Raw genomic sequence first — 19,661 nt, forward strand, 5'->3', positions numbered from 1 at the left:
CGATGTTGGCGCCCCTGGTTAACCAAACAAACGGCGCTTCATTCCTGCTTTTTCCAGAATACGCGTAGTAATTTCCTCAACAGACAGAGAGGACGTATTGATATATGGGATCGCCTCTCTTCTAAACAACGCCTCTACGGTGTCTAGCTCCAACTTACACTGCTCAGTACTGGCGTAATCACTTCCAGACAAACGATTCTCACGGATTTCAGTCAAACGTTCAGGGTCGATAGTAAGCCCGAATAATTTATGACGATGGATCTCAAACTCAGGCAACAAACGCATCATCTTCACGTCTTCCGCAATAAATGGGTAGTTCACGACACGCAAACCAAACTGCATCGCCATATATAGGCTGGTGGGGGTTTTCCCGCTGCGCGATACTCCCAGCAGGATGATATCGGCTTGTTCCAACCCTTTTAGCGTGATGCCATCATCATGCGCCAATGTATATTCAATGGCCGCGATACGGTCGAAATAGGTATCGGAATCTTTCCCCACACTGCGAGAACGTTGCAACTTGGGTTTTGGCGCCATCTGAATGTCGTCTTGCACTTTCTGTACAATGCTTTCCAACACATCGTAGCTGTATGCAGGTGCTTCCAGCAGCATTTCACGTACGTCTGGCACCACGATAGAGAAAAACACCAGAGGTTTGACGCCATTGCGTTGGTAGGAAGTTTCAATTTCTTTGACTACGTCAGCAACTTTGTCCTGGCTTTCTACAAACGGAAAGGTTTTTTCGTTAGGAATGAACGGAAATTGACCGAGAACAACATGTCCTAATGTCTCACATGTTATCGCCGTACCGTCAGAAACATAGAACACATCACGACTTTGGTTATTTATTTGCATTTCTGTTTAATTTTTCAAAATCTTTTGAGTAGGATGGTAAACATAATATTAATAAATCAGTTTGGCTTTCAGTTAGGTTCACCACAGCTTTAAAAATTCTTTTGAATTTTTTTCAGCCAGAACGTAATCGTTTGCCTTTGATATCAATCTAAATGAAGCAATATATGGTCAAAGTGTAATAACAGCCAACATGCGATTGTTTAGAGCGATTTAAGTCCCCCTACTAAGCTGCAATGTTTCTGGAGAAAGACATGCAAAAGAACACCCTCTGGTTCAATGGCCTATCCATGGATGATGTCGACAAAGTCGGCGGTAAGAATGCTTCACTTGGCGAAATGGTTTCTAACCTAGCGAACGCAGGCGTTTCTGTACCAAATGGTTTTGCGACAACCTCATACGCGTTTAACCAATTCCTTGACCACGAAGGTTTGGATGAGCGTATTCACCAATTACTTGATGAACTAGACGTTGAGGATGTGGAAGCTCTGCGTAAGACAGGTGCAACCATCCGTCAATGGGTATTAGAGGCCCCTTTCCCTGCGGATCTTGAACAAGAAGTCCGTGAAAACTACCAAGAACTGATTGAAGGCAACCCTGAGCTTTCAGTCGCAGTTCGTTCATCTGCTACGGCAGAAGACCTGCCTGATGCCTCTTTTGCTGGTCAGCAAGAAACGTTTTTGAACGTGAAAGGCATCGACGCAGTACTAGAAGCAACTAAGCACGTTTACGCTTCTCTATTTAACGACCGTGCGATCTCTTACCGTGTACACCAAGGTTTCGACCACCGTGGTATCTCGCTATCTGCGGGTATCCAACGTATGGTGCGTTCAGACAAAGCTTCTTCGGGTGTAATGTTTACGCTTGATACTGAGTCTGGTTTCGACCAAGTTGTCTTCATCACCTCTTCATGGGGCCTAGGTGAAATGGTCGTTCAAGGCGCAGTAAACCCTGATGAATTCTACGTTCATAAGCCAATGCTTGAAGCAGGTGAGCACCCGATCGTTAAGAAAACATTTGGTTCTAAGTTGATCAAAATGATCTACTCTGACAACCAAGAGATCGGCAAACAAGTTGATATCGTTGATACTTCTGATGAAGAGCGCAACACGTTTTCACTGAACGACGAAGAGATCAAAGAGCTCGCCAAACAAGCGATGATCATCGAGAAGCACTACCAGCGTCCAATGGACATTGAGTGGGCAAAAGATGGCATCGACGGCAAGCTGTACATTGTTCAAGCGCGTCCTGAAACCGTATGTTCACAAACGGAACAAAACGTGATTGAGCGCTACGAGCTACAAAACAAAGCAGATGTTTTGATTGAAGGTCGTGCAATCGGTCAACGTATCGGTAAAGGTGCAGTGCGTTTGGTTGACTCTCTGGACCAAATGTCATTGGTTCAGGAAGGTGATGTGTTGGTTACAGACATGACTGATCCAGACTGGGAACCAGTGATGAAGAAAGCTTCTGCTATTGTTACCAACCGTGGCGGACGTACTTGTCACGCAGCAATCATTGCTCGTGAACTTGGTATTCCTGCAATCGTTGGCTGTGGCGATGCGACAAGCAAACTGACTGATGGCGCAACAGTGACCGTATCTTGTGCAGAAGGCGAAACGGGTTACGTTTACCAAGGTGAACTTGAGTTTGATGTAAAACGCTCTTCTGTTGATGAACTGCCACTACTGCCGACCAAAGTGATGATGAATGTGGGCAACCCAGATCGCGCATTCGACTTTGCTCAGATTCCAAACGAAGGTGTTGGTCTTGCTCGTCTAGAGTTCATCATCAACAAGATGATCGGTATTCACCCGAAAGCATTACTTAACTTTGATGCGCAAAGCGATGAGCTAAAAGCAGAAATTAAACAGCGCATTCGTGGTTACAAAGATCCTATCGATTTCTACGTGAGCAAGCTGACTGAAGGCATCGCGACTATCGCTTCTGCTTTCTGGCCAAAACGCGTCATCGTTCGTATGTCTGACTTTAAGTCTAACGAATACAGCAACTTGGTTGGTGGTAAAGCCTACGAACCGCATGAAGAAAACCCAATGCTCGGCTTCCGTGGTGCGTCTCGTTACATTTCTCCAGTGTTTGAAGATTGCTTCGAGTTAGAAACTCAAGCTATCAAGCGCGTTCGTAACGAAATGGGTCTGAAGAACGTTGAAATCATGATCCCATTCGTGCGTACACCAAGCGAAGCTGCATCAGTGATAGATTTGCTAGCGAAGTTTGATCTGCGCCGTGGCGACCAAGGTCTGAAAGTCATCATGATGTGTGAACTGCCATCCAACGCGGTACTTGCCGATGAGTTCTTGAAGTACTTTGACGGCTTCTCGATTGGTTCAAACGACATGACTCAGCTAACGCTTGGTCTGGACCGTGACTCTGGCGACGTTGCTCACCTATTTGATGAGCGTAACGCGGCGGTGAAAATCATGCTGAAAATGGCAATTGACGCAGCAACCAAAGCTGGCAAGTACGTGGGTATTTGTGGTCAGGGCCCATCAGATCATGAAGATTTGGCGGAATGGTTGATGGAGCAAGGCATCAGCTCTGTTTCACTAAATCCAGACACCGTTATCGATACTTGGTTACAGCTCGGTAAAGTTAGCAGCAAGTAACGCGCTAAAAATTTAAGCCCTCACACTCCCCTTGTGAGGGCTTTGTTATGCATACGTCATTTCGCAATCAGTTCGTGATTCCTCTCTCAAGATCGCCATTTAGTCAATTTCATTATCAAAGTCTGATGACCTAGAATGAATGATGTATCGACAACTCCAGAGAGAATTTGATGAAAAAGTCTATCGCACTCATTACCACATTGATGCTCATCGCATCTCCCGCTTACGCAGATTGGGATGATATTTCCAACAAAATGTCTGAGCTAGGCGAAGCGGTTTCTGATACTGCGCAAGATGCTTGGGACGATACCAAAGCCTTTTCAAAGCAAGCGTGGCAAGATTTCACTAATTGGTCCGAGGAAGCAATCAATACCGCGGGCGAGTGGACAGAAGCCAGTATCGAGAAAAGCAAAGAATGGATAGATGCAGCCGACAAGAAAATTGATGAACTAATGGAAGGCGACACGCCAGAAGAAGCTCGCCAAGCCGTAGACTTAATGGCGGATAGTGCTTTGCTCAAGTTGTTTAATGAAAAGCCGGAGGCCAAAGCCATTTACGACAATGCTTACGGCTACGCGGTCTTTGATTCTCGTAAATTGTCTTTGTTGTTTCACACCAACTCAGGGTCAGGTGTCGCAGTCAATAAGGAAACAGAAAAACGCACTTATATGAATATGTTTGGTTTGGGCGTCGCACTTGGGGCTGGCGGCAAGTTTTACCAACAAGTGATTCTATTTGAGAGCAAAGAAGACTTTGATACGTTCGTCAACGAAGGATGGGAAGCGACCAGTGAAGCCTCTGCTGTAGCTGGCGAAGACTCAGAGCAACTTTCAAAGCAATTTAACAGTGGCGTCGCCGTTTATCAGTTGAATGCAAAAGGCTTGCTCATCGATGCCAACGTGTCTGGTTCTAAATATTGGGTTAACGAAGAGCTCACCAACTCGCAGTAACGCATAACAACTAATCGCTTAAACAGAACGGTTGTTATGCACCCTTATCAATAAGTTAACGCAGCTATGACTCCTCAAAACTGAGTACTTGTGCAACTTTCTCATGGGAAGTCACCAGAAGATGGTGACTTCCCTTTCTCGTTGGATGGCTTTTCGTTATGCTTGCGCAAAACCATCTGCAATTCGGTATCCCATGCCTGACAATAACTTTAATAATCTGCTGGCAGAAGCAATTTCTGCTCTTAATACGCCTAACTTTACTCCTAAGCTTATGCGTGTCATTCGCACTCTTTTTCATTTTGATTGCGCGGTTATTTTAGGTTATCGAGAAGGTAAACATCCTATCTATCTCTACGACTCGATTGAGAACGAACGAGAGTTACTTTTTCAACGCTACCTGACTGACTCATTTCAAAATGACCCTTTTTTTCTCAAACTAAACGAGACAAAACAACAAGGCGTATTTACGCTCAAAGACGTAGCACGCAAAGGCGTTGATTTTACTTCCTACTGCGAACAGTTCTACCATCAGACCGGGTGGAAAGACGAACTGAGCATGCTAGTCGAAGTCGAACCTGGCCGTTGGGTCATGTTGTACTTCGGGTATATGAATGATGGAAAATACTTTTCTCAACAGCAAATCAATAAATTAAAGCCCTACTTCCCGATAATTCAATCGCTTTGTCAGCAGCACTGGAAACAAACGGAGTTTACCTTTTCTGAGCCTGTTTTTGCCCAGAGTGCTTATTCTGGCAGTATGCGATTAGCCATTGAGCAAGCTTTAGCAACATTTGGCGTAGAATCACTCACTCGTCGCGAGCAAGAGGTGGCTTCACTTCTCGCTCAAGGGTTTGACACCAAAGAAATTGCCGCGCGGTTACACTTAGTGCAAGGAACGGTCAAAAATCATCGAAAACGCATTTACTCGCAGTTAAATGTGTCTTCATTGAGTGAGTTATTCCAGCTTTTCCTCAATCACCTTATTCTCCATTCAAGATAAAAAACTGTCCCTTAAGGGATATATCGACAAAAGGTGTCGCGTTTTAGTCTGAATACAACAACCACTAAGACAGACAAAAAGAATGACGACACCATTACTGCAAGATTTACAAGATCGTGGCTTGATTGCACAAGCCAGCGATTTAGAAGAAATTCAGACACTTCTCTCACAGCCCCAAACCGTTTACTGCGGCTTCGATCCTACAGCAGGCAGCTTGCACATCGGCCACCTCGTACCTTTGATTATGCTTAAGCGCTTTCAAGATGCCGGACACCAAGCTGTTGCCTTGATTGGCGGTGCAACGGGCATGATTGGCGACCCAAGCTTTAAAGCGACCGAGCGCAGTCTGAATTCTTCAGAAATCGTCTCAGGTTGGGTTAACGATCTTTCTAATCAAATTCAGCAGTTGATGAATCACCAGCTGACCAAGCCGATGATCATGGTGAACAACGCTGACTGGATGAAAGCGATCAATGTGATCGACTTCTTCCGTGATGTGGGTAAGCACTTCTCGATCAATACTATGATCAACCGAGAATCGGTAAAACAACGCCTGCAACGACCTGACCAAGGCATCTCCTTCACCGAATTTAGCTACGCTCTGCTGCAATCGTACGATTTTGCCGAGCTAAACCGTCAATACGGTTGCCGTCTGCAAATCGGTGGCAATGACCAATGGGGAAACATCGTCAGTGGGATCGATTTAACTCGTCGCCAAAATGGTGAGCAAGTATTTGGCTTAACTCTGCCGCTGATCACCAAATCCGATGGCACCAAATTTGGCAAAACCGAAGGCGGCGCAGTGTGGCTAGACCCTAGCAAAACCTCACCTTACGCCTTCTACCAGTTCTGGCTTGGCGCAGAAGACGCCGACGTTTACCACTTCTTGCGTTACTACACGTTCTTGAGCTGCGAAGAAATTGCCAGCATTGAAGCGCAAGACCAAGCAAGCCAAGGCAAGCCACAAGCACAACGTATTCTCGCTGAAGAAATGACGCGATTTGTTCATGGCGAAGACGGCCTATCTAGTGCCGAGCGCATCACTCAAGCACTGTTCAGCGGTAATGTGCAACAACTGAGTTTGGGTGAATTAAAACAGTTGGAGTTAGATGGTTTACCAAGCATTGAGAGCACACAACAAGATTTGGTTGAGCTATTGATTGAGTCGGGTTTAGCAAGCTCGAAACGTGTTGCACGCGAACACATCAGCAACAACGCCATCAGTGTAAACGGTGAAAAAGTGTCGGCTGATAACCCGAGTTTAAGCTTCCCACTGTTTGACCAATACTGGTTACTGCAACGCGGTAAAAAGCACTTCTGCCTCGTAAAGCGTGCCGCTTAACAAAGCATCGGAGTGACACCTCACAAGGCAAAGTGATATAGCGAGTTAACTGACAAGACTTTATAAGGTTAGCTCGCTCTAGTATCGACTGTGCATACCAAAATGATGAGACATTCCATCTTCCATTCGGCCGCCTTTCCAGCCACCAGCACCGAATAAACTAAGCACATCTTGAGCGGTATAATCGGCACCAGCAAAGAAGTCATTCGCCACATCAGAGCGGATGGCTTGCAACTCTGGTTGATTTTCCAAATCAAGATCTTGCGGATTCGCGTACAACGCCAACGCAATTTTTTGTTGGCACGTGCTTAACTCACTGGTGCTCGTCTTTACCTGACCGACGGAAAAGTACTCACGACTGCCATATCCCACCACCAATCTGGTACTCATTAGCTTAATTACTTTCTTAATGCGGCGACGTTGTATAAATCTCAACATGTTTTGTTATTCCTGTATTAAGTTGGCTATGGTCGTATTCTTTTGTTCGAATTAAAACACTCTGTTTTATCCGCGAAATTTCTCTAGCGCTTTTCGCGATGATCGGTTGTATAATACGATTCTGAAATATTTTGTTACGTTACCTCGGTAACCCCTGAGACTGCAACATGAACAACAGCAGATGGGTCGGCTTTATAGGCGGCACGATTGTCTTACTTTGTACCTTTATCCTCTTCGGATCTTCCGTCCACGCTGCTTGGTACCGAATCCCTGCGGAAGCCATTCATGGTATCGCCTTCACTCTGGCTTTTGGTTTAGGGTTAAACAGCCTACTGGCGTACGCGACGGCAATGCTTACTCTCGCAGCGCTATTCTACATAGGTTTTGTTGTTGGCTACCGTATTCATCAGAAACTTAAATAAACTTCTGTCTCAACCTGAGCTTAATAACGGATACTTGATAACTAAAAAGGGAGCAAAGGCTCCCTTTTTAGTTATCAGCATGTAGATGTTCTATGCTCGCTTTAATCATTAAGGTGGTATACCCTCAACGACTGCTGCATACCTGAAACATCATCACCTAAATACTCAACCGTCATTGGAACGTTGGTCAACAGAGTAAAACTGGAGTCACTAAACCTTCCATCAACATCACTCTCCAAATGAACAAAAAACGCAGGCTTATCCGCAATCAATGTAATTTGCCTCCCTTCAATAGAGGCACCAATATTTGCCTTCGCTATCGGCAAGGTTTTTAGCTCGTGAGTACTAAACCATGTGTTGCTTATTTTGTCTTGACCGATTTGCGCTTCAACATAGAAGAAGCCTGACGTAAGTTCGTCCTTCTCGATCGATTCATCCAATTGCCACAAAATCGTATTGCTGTCTGCTATGGCCGTTTGTTCTAAGCTCCAACATTGCTTTTCTTCCCCTTGCCAATCTACCCACTTGAGCAGTGCGTTGACGCTTGCGGGCTCTTTGGCATCATTGAGCAAATGCAGGCTCAACTTGCCTGTATGCTCGGAAAATACCAAATACTGCGGCGCAAAAAAGCGTTTTGCATGGTAGTGCAACTGCTTCCAACGACCACTGTATTCCAAGCTAGACCAAGAACTGACAGGCCAGTTGTCGTTGAGTTGCCAGTACAGCATGCCGCGACAAACTGGAGAAATGGCACGCCAATGATCGCACGCAATTTTGATCGCGATTGCCTGCTGAACTTGGCTTAAATACAGCATGTTCTCGAATCCAGAGGGAAAACGGAAATAACGCGTGAACATCTCTGTGATGATACTGTTACCACGAGGATTCTTCTGATGTTGTTCAAAGGTTAGTGACGTTATATTCCAATCTTGCTCCGGGACAAACTGCTTAACTTCTGCAAAAGATGGCCAAGATTGAAAACCAAACTCAGAGCAAAAACGAGGATTCACGTCAAGGTAGGCACTGAATGATTTTCCTGAATGCCAAACGTCCCAAAAGTGCATATCGCCTTTACTATCATCATGCCACGCGTCACCGAAATCCAGTTCACCATTACACGGGGAACTTGGCCAGAAACGACGAGCGCTATCGTGCTCAGTAGTCACCTGCTCAATCATGCGGTTGAGGCGATCGTAGTTAACCGTGTATTTGACTTTGTTGTGCTTGGATTCTTCATACCAACCAATGGCACCAATCACTTCATTGTCACCACACCAAAGTGCTATTGATGGGTGCTCTTTAAGCCTAGGGATTTGGTATCGAAGCTCATCTTCGACCTCTTTTAAGAAGTCATTATCAGATGGGTACAGTGAACATGCGAACATCATGTCTTGCCACACCAACAAGCCAAGTTCATCACAAAGGTTATAAAAGGTTTCACTCTCATACTGACCACCGCCCCATACCCGAATCATGTTCATGCTAGCATCAACCGCACTTTGCAAAAGGTTGCGATAACGTGTTTCGCATTCTCGCCCCGGCATTGCGTCAACAGGGATCCAGTTGGCACCTTTGGCATTAATTGGTACGCCATTGGCGATGAATTCCATCGCAGAGCCATGTTCATCAGCTTGGTTATTTAGGGTTAACTGACGCAAACCAACGTTGCGCGTTAACTTTTGCTCTCTGCAAGAAATGGTAATGGGGTAAAGATAAGCTTCGCCATAACCCGATGGCCACCAGCGTTGAGGGTGCGAAATGTGGAACTGGCAATGATAGTGACCACTTCCTTTTGTTTGAATGCATTGACGCTCGCCATTAAATTCAACCATCATTTCATGGCGTTGACTGTCCGTTTCAACTTCAACTACTACATCAAGAAACACACTCCCATCGGCTTGCCAATGCTGCTCTGTCGAAAAGCCTTTGAGCCAAAGCTCATTCACAATGTCGATTTGAATGGGGTCGTAAATACCCGATACCATCAAGCAAATGCCCCAATCCCATCCGGAATGACATTGCGTTTTTCGGATCAAATTCATATGCGGAATTTGATTATTTCCCATTGCGGAAGGGATTGGGAAAGGCAATTTTTTGGCACGTTCCACACCTTCTATATCGACTCTGGCGAATTGAACAAGAACAGTGTTTATGCCCTGTTTTAAATAAGGTTTGATATCAACTCGTTGTTGAGTAAACATGTTGCTGCAAGTTAGTGCTAACTCACCATTAATATAGAAAGTTGCCAAGGTATCGACACGAGTTAGCGTCATCCAAACTTGCTTGGCAGACAACGTAAACGCGTCGACTTCAAACTCACGCGAGATATGCCACTCACACTCTTCAATCCAACGAACTTTGTTTTCATTATCGGCAAAATAAGGATCCGGAATGCGCTCTGCTTGCAAAAGCGCCGAAATATTATCGCCCGGAATAGACATTGGAATTTCAATATCGGGACGCTGTGGCGAGGTAAGTAACCACTGTCCATTAAGTTCGAAGTGAGCCATTGAGTAAACCTCAGTTTGGAGAAGAAACATGTTTGCTCAATGTAATCCTGAGTAATCCATGCAAAAACAAGGGAAATGTTATTTACATACGAAATGCGGTGCACTTCACGTAAAAACACTTTCCTTTGATCTCTACCCAAAAATCAGCAACTTGGCTAACCTGTTAAAAATTAATCGAAATCTAAGGTTATATTTGCAACTTCGACATGTTAACATCATCGGCTTTTTGAACATCCTCACACTTTTCGTCGAAACGATGTGAGGGGAAATGCACGGCTTCATAGCCCTAAAAAGCGAAGTAATTATGTCAAATATGACGAATGCCGCCTCCCACACAGCGCCTATTCAGGATGCTGACTATTCTGCTATTCATCCCCCATCTCTGCTCAAGCGCCTCGAACTCACCAATCCTGTCTTTTGGTTAAGTGGTAGCTTCCTCACTCTATTCGTTTTACTTGCCCTAACGAATACCGACTCTCTAACCGCAATGGTTAACACCGGCTTCGGCTTTGCTACTAAATATTTCGGAGCTTACTGGCAAGTACTGCTTCTTCTGAATTTCCTTATTGGTTTGGCTCTTGCGTTTGGTCGCACTGGTTATGTGCGTCTAGGTGGTCTAGCGAAACCTGATATTGATAACTTTAAATGGTTGTCAATTGTACTCTGTACCCTACTTGCAGGTGGTGGTGTGTTCTGGGCCGCTGCTGAGCCTATCGCGCACTTTGTGACTGCCCCACCTTTATACGGTGAAGCCTCTCCGAAAACTGCCGCAATCAATGCTCTATCTCAGTCTTTTATGCACTGGGGCTTCTTAGCTTGGGCGATCCTTGGTGGTCTATCTTCCATAGTCTTAATGCACTTGCATTACGATAAAGGCCTGCCTCTTAAGCCGCGTACTCTGCTTTACCCTGTGTTTGGCGATAAAGCCATTAAAGGCTGGATTGGTGATGTTGCTGACGCATGTAGCATTATTGCCGTAGCAGCAGGAACCATCGGCCCTATTGGCTTCTTAGGTTTACAAATTAGCTACGCGCTAAACTCATTGTTTGGCCTGCCAGATACTTTCGTAACGCAAAGCATGGTTATCATGGCAGCGATCCTGATGTATACCCTTTCCGCACTAAGCGGTTTGAGCAAAGGTATTCAAATCGTCAGTCGTTACAACATTATTTTGTCTGTGCTGTTAATTGGTTACATCCTGTTCTTTGGACCGACAAGCTTTATTGTTGATGGCTACGTACAAGGCGTTGGTCGCATGGTAGATAACTTCTTCCCAATGGCGCTATACCGTGGTGATACGGGCTGGCTAAGCTGGTGGACAGTATTCTTCTGGGGTTGGTTTATCGGTTATGGCCCAATGATGGCGATCTTCATTGCTCGTATCTCTCGTGGTCGTACAATTCGCCAACTGATTATGTCTATTAGCATCGCAGCACCGCTGATTACTTGCTTCTGGTTTAGTATCGTTGGTGGCAGTGGCCTTGCGTTTGAACTTGATAACCCTGGTTTGATTTCATCTGCGTTTGAGGGCTTTAACTTGCCTGCAGCACTGCTAGCGATTACCGGTGAATTACCTTACCCAATGATCATTTCGGTTCTGTTCCTGATCTTAACGACAACATTTATCGTGACGACGGGTGACTCAATGACTTACACAATCAGTGTAGTGATGACGGGCTCAACAGAACCAAACGCAGTGATTCGCTCATTCTGGGGTTTGATGATGGGTATTGTCGCTATCGCGCTTATCTCAATGGGCTCTGGTGGTATTTCTGCATTGCAGTCTTTCATTGTAATTACCGCCGTGCCTGTGTCTTTCATTTTGCTGCCAAGCATTTGGAAAGCGCCTGGCATCGCAAGTAAAATGGCAAAAGAGCAAGGACTAGTTTAAACCTCCTCTCTAACCAATATGCGAAAAAGAGCCCTTCATTGGGCTCTTTTTAATTCTGCACTTTATCCTACGCTATCAATGCGAATCATCACTGCATCTGGACGCCAATACTCGAATTCGCAGTCCATTAATTTGCCATCTTGTTTGTAGTTTACTCGACGAATTTTCAGAACCGGCTGTCCTTCAGCCAAGTTCAACGCTTTAGCGACATGAGCAGGTGCTGACGTTGGAATCACATCAAAACGAGAGCGCTTTGTCTCGTAGCCATACTTCTCACGATAAATACCCGTCAGTGACATGATGAGGTTCTCGGACAATATACCTTCAAACAGTGCTGATTTGAGTATATTTTCAACAAACAATACCGCTCGCCCATCAATAAAACGTAACCGTTCAATCACATAAATTGGGGTAATTCTCTCAACCTCTAACGATTTTGCATACTCACCTGCGGCCATTTCACTTCGCACGTTGAGTAACTTGGTTTCTGCAATACGATGCTGCTCTCGAATCATCTGATGGAAGTGAGAACGAGACAACGGGTTGTAACAGATCCGCTCTGGAGATACGTACCAGCCACGACGCTCTTCTCGGTAGATCAGGCCTTCAGTTTCTAAAGACACCAATGCATCTTTGATAGTGATTCGAGTCGTAGAAAATAGCTCACTGAGCTCCCTTTCTGATGGCAGCTTTTGCCCTTCCGACATGATGCCGGAAAGAATCTGCTGCTTTAAGCTGCTTCTAATTTTTCCTAATTGGGTACCAAATTGGCTGGTGCCTGTCGCTCTCATTCTGATCTAGTCCAACGATAATTTGATGAACAACATAAGGCGTGTGCGTAACAAAAATATGACATTAATCAACAGAACACATACCGAGCGTATGAAATATAAGTGCCATAGAAATTAATAAAAACTGTCAAATTACTTGCTCTAAATCGTCACATTCCATCCATAGCATACAAAGCGAACTTACTGACCTAGTCCAGAAGGGTGGAGACAATGAAAACTTTGCTAAGTCGTTCAATTACTGCACCAGCGGCAATCATCGCGGTAACGCTTGCAGCACCAACAGTAGCGAAAGAAGCCGATATTGAGTCATTGGTTACCGCAGCACAAAAAGAAGGGGCGGTTTACAGTGTAGGTATGCCTGACAGTTGGGCGAACTGGAAAGACACTTGGGCTGATTTAAAGTCAAACTACAACCTTAAGCACCAAGACACGGATATGAGCTCGGCTCAAGAAATCGCAAAATTCGAAGCTGAGAAGAAAAACGCGACCGCAGACATTGGTGACGTAGGCTTTGCCTTCGCACGTGTAGCGGTTAAAAAAGGCGTCACTCAGCCATACAAACAAACAACTTGGAATGACATTCCAGATTGGGCAAAAGACGAAGATGGTCATTGGGCACTTGCTTACACTGGCACTATTTCTTTTATCTCCAACAATAACCTCGTAAAAGAAGCGCCAAAAACGTGGGATGACCTATTAAAAGGCGACTACAAAGTGACCGTAGGTGACGTAGGCGTAGCAGCGCAGGCAAACAACGCGGTTCTCGCCGCAGCGTTCGCCAACGGTGGGGACGAATCCAACCTCAAGCCTGCGCTCAAGTTCTTTTCTGAACTCGCGAAGCAAGGTCGTCTTTCATTTACCGATCCGAACATCGCCAACCTAGAAAAAGGCGAAGTGGAAGTGGCGATCATGTGGGACTTCAATGCGTTGAACTATCGCGACAAAATTGACCGCGACCGCTTTACAGTGAGCATTCCTCAAGATGGCTCTGTGATTTCTGGTTATACAACCATAATCAATAAATATGCGAAGAACCCTAATGCAGCAAAGCTTGCTCGTGAGTACATCTTCAGCGATCAAGGGCAAATCAACTTAGCAGAAGGTTATACGCGTCCAATCCGCACCAACATCACACTGCCTCAAGCAGTGCAAGACAAGCTAATTGCTAACGACCAATACAGCAATGTTCACCCAGTGACTGACTTCTCAGCTTGGGAAAAGTCCGCGCGTAAGCTGCCACGTCAATGGCAAGAAAGTGTCTTAATCCACCAGCAATAAGAGTAAGTCGTTATGAGCAATAAGGTCATCCTTGTTGTTCTAGATGGACTGAACTATCAGGTAGCCCGTGATTGCATGGGCTACCTCAATGGTCTTCTAGAACAAAGTCGTTCCCAACAAGAAACTCGCGCAACGCTTTATCCTGTGCAATGTGAGCTGCCCTCTATGTCTCGCCCACTTTATGAGTGCATTTTAACGGGCGTTCGCCCTGTAGAAAGCGGCATCGTAAACAACAATATCGTTCGTCTATCCAAACACGATTCCATTTTCAGTTTGGCAAAAGCCCAAGGCAAAGTGACCGCTGCGGCTGCCTACCACTGGGTAAGTGAGCTTTATAATCGCGCGCCATTTGAACCTGTTCGCGATCGTTTCACGCATGATGAAACTCTGAATATCCAGCACGGCTGCTTTTACCATTGGGATCATTATCCTGATGAAGCCTTGTTCCTGGACGCAGAGTATTTACGTCGAAACTATCAACCTGATTTCTTACTGATCCACCCGATGAATATCGACGATACAGGACATAAGTTTGGCCTAGACTCTCGCCAATACCGCAATTGTGCGCGAGGTGCAGACATTATTCTTTCCAACTACATCGAACAATGGCTTGCTGATGGGTATCAAATCATTGTGACCAGCGATCATGGCATGAACAACGATCTTTCTCACGGTGGGATTTTACCTGAAGAGCGAGAAGTTCCTCTGTTTGTCATTGGCGATAAGTTTACCCATCAGGATTGTCATATTAAGCAAACTGATATTTGTGGCACCGTTTGTCAATTGCTAAACCTTGACCACACGAAGCCATACACTCAGGAATTGTTAGCACTATGAGCAGTTCTGTCCTCTCCCCAAGCTCTAGCGAATCACGCTCAAATTTGGCAAGTACTTGGTTAAAGCGCTTTAAGCCAGCCATTTGGTTAGTGCCTTTCGCGCTGTTTTTCTACCTATTTCAACTCGCACCTATGATTTGGGTACTGTTAAACAGCTTTATCTACGATGGCGAGTTTGCCTTAGATAACTACATTGAAGTGCTCGACTCCGCCTTTATGATGCAGGCGTTTGGCAACAGCTTGTGGTTAGCTGTGTGGTCGAGCATTTTTGGCTTAGCCATTGCGACTTTGTTGGTATCTTCTCTACGCAGAGTCGATTCTAAAGTCCGCGACGGTGTGATTGCGTTTACGAACATGAGCAGCAACTTTGCAGGCGTACCTTTGTCATTCGCTTTTATTATTATTTTAGGCACCAATGGGGCAATTACCCTTTTGCTCAAGCAGTATGGCTTACTCGGTGATTTCGACCTTTATGGTAAATGGGGCCTACTGGCCATTTATATCTACTTCCAAATCCCGCTGGCGGTGTTGTTGCTCTACCCTGCGTTCGACGCGTTGAGTGATGATTGGCAAGCAGCCGCTGCGCTACTAGGTGCCAAAACATCACAGTATTGGGCGAAAGTCGCTCTGCCAGTGCTCTCACCAGCCTTGTTCGGTACCTTTATTATCTTAATAGCCAACGCGATTGGCGCATATGCGAGTGTTTATGCGTTGACCTCCGGTAACTATAACGTCATCACAATTCGAATTGCGAGTCTGGTATCGGGAGACCTGTTCCTTGAACCTAATCTCGCCGCTGCAATTTCGGTGATTCTAATGGCGTTACTTGCCTTTATCACAGTGATTAACCAATGGCTCATTTCGAAAAGCTATGCAGGTAGGAAGTAGTCATGTACAACGTTAATACTCGATTCCATAAAACGGTGGTTTATTCCATTGTTGGGATCATGCTCATCCCGATTTTAGCGACCTTTGTCTATTCGCTTTCATCACGCTGGGGCGCCACGGTGCTTCCGGATGGTTTCACTTTTGATTGGTACGTTAAATTGCTGACCGACCCACGTTTCTTGCAAGCGTTTGGGCATTCGCTGTTTATTTGTATTGCTTCGCTAACCCTCAGTGTCATTCTGGTTCTGCCAGCGATATTCGTGGTGTTTTACTACTTTCCGAAGCTCGATAAGCTCATGAACGTATTGATTTTGCTACCATTCGCTGTACCACCAGTCGTGTCGTCCGTCGGCTTACTTCAACTTTATGCTGACAGTGAAATATCTCTTATCGGTACCCCTTGGATTTTAATAGGCACTTACTTCACCATCGCGTTACCGTTCATGTATCGTGCGATTTCCAATAGCTTCGAAGCAATTAACCTCAATGATTTAATGGACGCGGCACACTTACTAGGGGCAAGCACAACCAAAGCGTTCTTGATGGTCATTTTACCTAACCTCAAAAAAGGACTGATGGCATCGCTTTTCCTTTCATTTTCATTTCTATTGGGAGAGTTTGTGTTCGCCAATATTTTAATCGGCACACGTTATGAAACCCTGCAAATCTACTTGTATAACATGCGTCAGACGAGCGGCCACTTTACGTCTGCCTTAGTGATGACCTACTTCCTATTTATTTTTTTACTGACTTGGTTGGCAAGTCGTTTCAGCCGAGGAGTAAAACAATGAGCTACGTAACAGCGAAAAATCTGACTAAACGTTTTGGTGATAACACCGTATTTGAGGACATTCACTTTAACATCGAGCAAGGTGAATTCATTACGCTTTTGGGCCCTAGCGGTTGTGGTAAATCGACTCTACTTCGCAGCCTTGCAGGGCTTAACCCTGTCGATGGGGGCGAGATTTGGGTTAACGGAGAAGATATCACGCATCAAGTCCCGCAAGAGCGTGGTATTGGGATGGTCTTTCAATCGTATGCGCTGTTTCCCAATATGACCGTCGAAGGCAACATTGCATTTGGCTTAAAAATGAAAAAGCTTGCGAATGATGATATTCGACGTGAAGTGGCTAAAGTCATCAAACTGGTGGATCTGGCAGGTAAAGAAAAACACTATCCACATCAACTTTCTGGCGGTCAGCGCCAGCGTGTCGCACTCGCCCGAGCGTTGGTGGTGAAACCTCGCATATTATTGCTTGATGAGCCACTTTCTGCGCTTGATGCCAAAATCCGCAAACATCTTCGTCAGCAAATCCGAGATATTCAGAAAGAAATGAATCTCACCACTATCTTCGTAACTCATGACCAAGAAGAGGCGATGATTATGTCTGATCGTATCTTCCTAATGAGTAAAGGGGAAATTGTTCAAGCAGGAACACCTGAAGAAATTTATACTCATCCTGCTAACGAGTTTGTGGCCGGTTTCATGGGGCACTACAACCTTGTAGAGGCCAATAAAGCCAAGCAACTCTTCAACATTGATACCGAATGGAAAGTAGCGATTCGCCCAGAGTCTATATATGTAAAAGAGCAAGGTCGTCAATATGATAGCCACATCTCAGCGCCACAAGTAGGTACGATCACCAACCACCAGCTTCTAGGTAATGTTATTCGCTATCAAGTGAACGTTGAAGAGTGTGAGCTCACTGTTGACTTGCTTAACCGCTCTTCAGAACGCTTACTAGCGAATGGCAGCCAACTAGAGCTACTCTTTAACCTAAACGAAATTCAACCAGTGAGAGCCTAAACATGTCCAAACCTTTGTATGTTTTTGATATGGATGAAACCCTAATAAACGCTGACTGCGCAATGATTTGGAACGAGTTTATGGTTGAGAGAGGCATCGCGACTGATCCTTTATTTATTAAGGAAGATCAGCGTCTAATGGCCTTGTACTCTGAAGGCAAAATGGACATGGAAGACTATCTAGCGTTCTCCATGAAGCCACTAGAAAACATGCCGATTGAAGAAGTAAACGCCTTGGTTGAAGAATGTGTTGAAAGCCATATTTTGCCTAAACAGTTTCCTCAAGCCAAAACCCTGATTGAGCAACTGTCTCGTGATGGTATAGATATGGTTATCATCTCTGCCAGCGTCACTTTTTTGGTGGAAGCCGTTGGTCGCCGTCTTAATATTCCAACCGCACTCGGCATCGATTTAATCGAGAAAGACAACCGTTATACTGCTGAAATCGACGGTGTCCCTAGTTATCGTGAAGGTAAAGTCACGCGCTTAAAACAGTGGCTAGAAAATCAGCCTGAGCCTTATTCTGAAATACATTTCTATACCGATTCAATCAACGATTTGCCTTTATGTGAATACGCAGATTACACCTACCTGGTAAATCCATGCCCACGCCTAAAAGAACACGCGAATCGATCAAACTGGATGCTATTACGTTGGAATTAGGCTTCAGTCTTTATAGAAATAAAGGGCAGCTAACTGCTGCTCTTTTCCTTTAATTGTCTGGTTATACGTGAACTCAAATTTGAGACCATCGAAAAACAAACACACCAGTAACAAAATGGCGTAAGCCATGTCGAATTATTAAAAATAATGAAGATTTAGCAGTGTGATATGACAAGATTTATATAACCAAAATGGATAAAGAAAGGGCCATCTATATCTCATGATGTATTCAAATTCGACAGTCAAGCATTCCAGGAACAATAGAACAACATATTCACAATCCAGACTAACGATAATGAAAACATTGATTGAAGAATTAACATTTTAACAATCATTGCAACAATGTTAACTTTAGCTCCGTTGGTCGCGCTGGTGGTAAGCCTCTCACCAAGCCTATTGTCAGTTTTATATGGACGTTCGACCACCTCCAAAATGAATAGACACCCAATTTGGTGCCCTTTATTACGCCCGCAGAGGAAATTCTTTGCGGGCTTTTTTCTTTAAGTTGAAAGTCAGAGCGCACAGGATCAATTCTAATTGGTCAATCTCTCTACCTTGGAGGTAGTATACGAATCAACAAGCGGAGACAATTCTAGTAACTCTAACACCTTTTTCTCAAAGGTTTCATCAGCACTTCTCACCCAATCTAAAAACTTTTTTTGAGCAAACATAGGCTCGATTTCGTATAAAAACTCGATACTAAAGTAAAACTCATTTTTGATATGCAAATTGTAAACTCTTCGATAGTCCTTCTTATACTCCAAGTTACCTTCTACGTATTTTGAGTACGTTTTCTCTCCAACATCAATAGCCTGGCATTTAATTGGGGGGTAGCTGCGAAGAAACTCTCCTACGAGAAACTCTTCTTTCGCTCTCTTTTTTTCTTCGTTTATCGGCTCTAATCCCCAGCGATGATTTGCGTAATCGTTAGCATCATTCATCATCTCTGTATGATCTCCTTTCTTAGATCCTTCAGGAGACTCTAGAGCATGATAAAACTCCACATACTCTTTTTCTATGAATGAAGATAATTGATTGACAGATCTAATATTCTCATTGGCAGACTTGATCCTTAGCCTAATATATAAACCACCTTGTTTATTTATAGGTAATAGAGGGTTTAATATTTTTTTTTGAAATGAGAAATAAATAGAAGCCAATTTTATTAACTTTTCATGCCGTTCTTCTTTTGAGTCAACATCGAATTGTTTTAACTCCACAAGATCTTGGTATACATGCCCTTCATATATATTGTTCGGACACTCAAATGACAATACTAAGTCATCTATCTGGAATACATTATGTAGCAAGTTTGAAAAATCTGGCTTTCCTCGAAAGCCATCTTTACAAGTTTTAATAAGGCCCAT

General features: G+C 44.5%; 17 protein-coding genes. 12 read left to right on the forward strand and 5 right to left on the reverse strand.

The features are described from left to right. Positions 1-18: 18 nt before the first annotated feature. The gene (locus tag FKN08_RS11470) at positions 19-855 is read right to left on the reverse strand and encodes a pyruvate, water dikinase regulatory protein (protein ID WP_005392709.1); all 837 of its coding nucleotides are present in this window, start codon (positions 853-855) and stop codon (positions 19-21) included. Between the two features lie 251 nt (positions 856-1,106). Here FKN08_RS11470 and ppsA point away from each other — a divergent pair, with 251 nt between their 5' ends. The 4 genes from ppsA to tyrS all read left to right on the forward strand — a co-directional run bounded on the left by ppsA (position 1,107) and on the right by tyrS (position 6,771). Then, entirely contained in the window at positions 1,107-3,479 is a 2,373-nt protein-coding gene (gene ppsA / locus FKN08_RS11475; RefSeq protein ID WP_170892157.1) for a phosphoenolpyruvate synthase, read from the forward strand. Between the two features lie 170 nt (positions 3,480-3,649). Beyond that, entirely contained in the window at positions 3,650-4,429 is a 780-nt protein-coding gene (locus tag FKN08_RS11480) for a hypothetical protein (RefSeq protein WP_170892158.1), read from the forward strand. A 193-nt stretch (positions 4,430-4,622) separates the two neighbouring features. Continuing rightward, complete coding sequence (locus tag FKN08_RS11485) at positions 4,623-5,429, forward strand: helix-turn-helix transcriptional regulator (protein WP_046876144.1); 807 nt, start codon at positions 4,623-4,625, stop codon at positions 5,427-5,429. An 82-nt stretch (positions 5,430-5,511) separates the two neighbouring features. Further along, positions 5,512-6,771, forward strand: coding sequence for a tyrosine--tRNA ligase (tyrS, locus tag FKN08_RS11490; protein WP_170892159.1), 1,260 nt, complete (start codon positions 5,512-5,514; stop codon positions 6,769-6,771). A gap of 78 nt (positions 6,772-6,849) precedes the next feature. On the opposite strand, the gene FKN08_RS11495 is transcribed toward tyrS, so the two are convergent. Next, entirely contained in the window at positions 6,850-7,209 is a 360-nt protein-coding gene (locus FKN08_RS11495) for a DUF6559 family protein (RefSeq protein WP_170892160.1), read from the reverse strand. 167 nt (positions 7,210-7,376) lie between these two features. Between FKN08_RS11495 and FKN08_RS11500 the strand changes: the two genes are divergently transcribed. Further along, positions 7,377-7,631, forward strand: a complete 255-nt coding sequence (locus tag FKN08_RS11500; protein ID WP_170892161.1) for a hypothetical protein — start codon at positions 7,377-7,379, stop codon at positions 7,629-7,631. Positions 7,632-7,732: 101 nt separating this feature from the next. Here the strand turns inward: FKN08_RS11500 and FKN08_RS11505 are convergent, their stop codons facing one another. Then, positions 7,733-10,141: a glycoside hydrolase family 2 protein gene (locus tag FKN08_RS11505; RefSeq protein WP_170892162.1), complete on the reverse strand. Its 2,409-nt coding sequence runs from the start codon at positions 10,139-10,141 to the stop codon at positions 7,733-7,735. Between the two features lie 304 nt (positions 10,142-10,445). Between FKN08_RS11505 and FKN08_RS11510 the strand changes: the two genes are divergently transcribed. Continuing rightward, positions 10,446-12,032 (forward strand): BCCT family transporter, encoded by a 1,587-nt coding sequence (locus FKN08_RS11510; RefSeq protein ID WP_005392697.1) that lies wholly within the window; start codon positions 10,446-10,448, stop codon positions 12,030-12,032. A gap of 62 nt (positions 12,033-12,094) precedes the next feature. Here FKN08_RS11510 and FKN08_RS11515 read toward each other — a convergent pair whose 3' ends face one another. Continuing rightward, positions 12,095-12,823: a UTRA domain-containing protein gene (locus tag FKN08_RS11515; RefSeq protein WP_074189836.1), complete on the reverse strand. Its 729-nt coding sequence runs from the start codon at positions 12,821-12,823 to the stop codon at positions 12,095-12,097. Between the two features lie 210 nt (positions 12,824-13,033). Between FKN08_RS11515 and FKN08_RS11520 the strand changes: the two genes are divergently transcribed. Genes FKN08_RS11520 through FKN08_RS11545 form a run of 6 tightly spaced genes read left to right on the forward strand, consistent with a single transcriptional unit; the run spans position 13,034 to position 18,294 of the window. Then, a complete protein-coding gene (locus FKN08_RS11520; RefSeq protein WP_170892163.1) occupies positions 13,034-14,101 on the forward strand; it encodes an ABC transporter substrate-binding protein in 1,068 nt (355 codons plus the stop codon). Positions 14,102-14,113: 12 nt separating this feature from the next. Next, positions 14,114-14,938, forward strand: coding sequence for an alkaline phosphatase family protein (locus tag FKN08_RS11525; protein ID WP_046873802.1), 825 nt, complete (start codon positions 14,114-14,116; stop codon positions 14,936-14,938). After that, entirely contained in the window at positions 14,935-15,825 is an 891-nt protein-coding gene (locus FKN08_RS11530; protein WP_145534426.1) for an ABC transporter permease subunit, read from the forward strand. Before FKN08_RS11525 ends, FKN08_RS11530 begins: the two co-directional genes overlap by 4 nt. A gap of 2 nt (positions 15,826-15,827) precedes the next feature. After that, positions 15,828-16,616, forward strand: a complete 789-nt coding sequence (locus FKN08_RS11535; RefSeq protein WP_170892164.1) for an ABC transporter permease — start codon at positions 15,828-15,830, stop codon at positions 16,614-16,616. Next, on the forward strand, positions 16,613-17,632 hold the full coding sequence (locus FKN08_RS11540) for an ABC transporter ATP-binding protein (RefSeq protein ID WP_005373862.1): 1,020 nt from the start codon (positions 16,613-16,615) through the stop codon (positions 17,630-17,632). The genes FKN08_RS11535 and FKN08_RS11540 overlap by 4 nt, the downstream gene beginning before the upstream one ends. Positions 17,633-17,634: 2 nt before the next feature. Further along, positions 17,635-18,294, forward strand: coding sequence for an HAD family hydrolase (locus FKN08_RS11545; RefSeq protein WP_170892165.1), 660 nt, complete (start codon positions 17,635-17,637; stop codon positions 18,292-18,294). Between the two features lie 533 nt (positions 18,295-18,827). On the opposite strand, the gene FKN08_RS11550 is transcribed toward FKN08_RS11545, so the two are convergent. Then, positions 18,828-19,661 carry a DNAase gene (locus FKN08_RS11550; protein ID WP_170892166.1) on the reverse strand — a complete coding sequence of 278 codons (834 nt, stop codon included), beginning with the start codon at positions 19,659-19,661 and terminating at the stop codon, positions 18,828-18,830.

It is taken from the genome of Vibrio sp. 1-2 (7-a) (genome assembly GCF_013048515.1).
GTDB lineage: Bacteria > Pseudomonadota > Gammaproteobacteria > Enterobacterales > Vibrionaceae > Vibrio > Vibrio diabolicus.

Excerpts from the sequence above, each read along its gene's own strand:
- FKN08_RS11470 (WP_005392709.1), bottom strand. The coding sequence starts at position 855 with ATGCAAATAAATAACCAAAGTCGTGATGTGTTCTATGTTTCTGACGGT.
- ppsA (WP_170892157.1), top strand. The coding sequence starts at position 1,107 with ATGCAAAAGAACACCCTCTGGTTCAATGGCCTATCCATGGATGATGTC.
- FKN08_RS11480 (WP_170892158.1), top strand. The coding sequence starts at position 3,650 with ATGAAAAAGTCTATCGCACTCATTACCACATTGATGCTCATCGCATCT.
- FKN08_RS11485 (WP_046876144.1), top strand. The coding sequence starts at position 4,623 with ATGCCTGACAATAACTTTAATAATCTGCTGGCAGAAGCAATTTCTGCT.
- tyrS (WP_170892159.1), top strand. The coding sequence starts at position 5,512 with ATGACGACACCATTACTGCAAGATTTACAAGATCGTGGCTTGATTGCA.
- FKN08_RS11495 (WP_170892160.1), bottom strand. The coding sequence starts at position 7,209 with ATGTTGAGATTTATACAACGTCGCCGCATTAAGAAAGTAATTAAGCTA.
- FKN08_RS11500 (WP_170892161.1), top strand. The coding sequence starts at position 7,377 with ATGAACAACAGCAGATGGGTCGGCTTTATAGGCGGCACGATTGTCTTA.
- FKN08_RS11505 (WP_170892162.1), bottom strand. The coding sequence starts at position 10,141 with ATGGCTCACTTCGAACTTAATGGACAGTGGTTACTTACCTCGCCACAG.
- FKN08_RS11510 (WP_005392697.1), top strand. The coding sequence starts at position 10,446 with ATGTCAAATATGACGAATGCCGCCTCCCACACAGCGCCTATTCAGGAT.
- FKN08_RS11515 (WP_074189836.1), bottom strand. The coding sequence starts at position 12,823 with ATGAGAGCGACAGGCACCAGCCAATTTGGTACCCAATTAGGAAAAATT.
- FKN08_RS11520 (WP_170892163.1), top strand. The coding sequence starts at position 13,034 with ATGAAAACTTTGCTAAGTCGTTCAATTACTGCACCAGCGGCAATCATC.
- FKN08_RS11525 (WP_046873802.1), top strand. The coding sequence starts at position 14,114 with ATGAGCAATAAGGTCATCCTTGTTGTTCTAGATGGACTGAACTATCAG.
- FKN08_RS11530 (WP_145534426.1), top strand. The coding sequence starts at position 14,935 with ATGAGCAGTTCTGTCCTCTCCCCAAGCTCTAGCGAATCACGCTCAAAT.
- FKN08_RS11535 (WP_170892164.1), top strand. The coding sequence starts at position 15,828 with ATGTACAACGTTAATACTCGATTCCATAAAACGGTGGTTTATTCCATT.
- FKN08_RS11540 (WP_005373862.1), top strand. The coding sequence starts at position 16,613 with ATGAGCTACGTAACAGCGAAAAATCTGACTAAACGTTTTGGTGATAAC.
- FKN08_RS11545 (WP_170892165.1), top strand. The coding sequence starts at position 17,635 with ATGTCCAAACCTTTGTATGTTTTTGATATGGATGAAACCCTAATAAAC.
- FKN08_RS11550 (WP_170892166.1), bottom strand. The coding sequence starts at position 19,661 with ATGGGCCTTATTAAAACTTGTAAAGATGGCTTTCGAGGAAAGCCAGAT.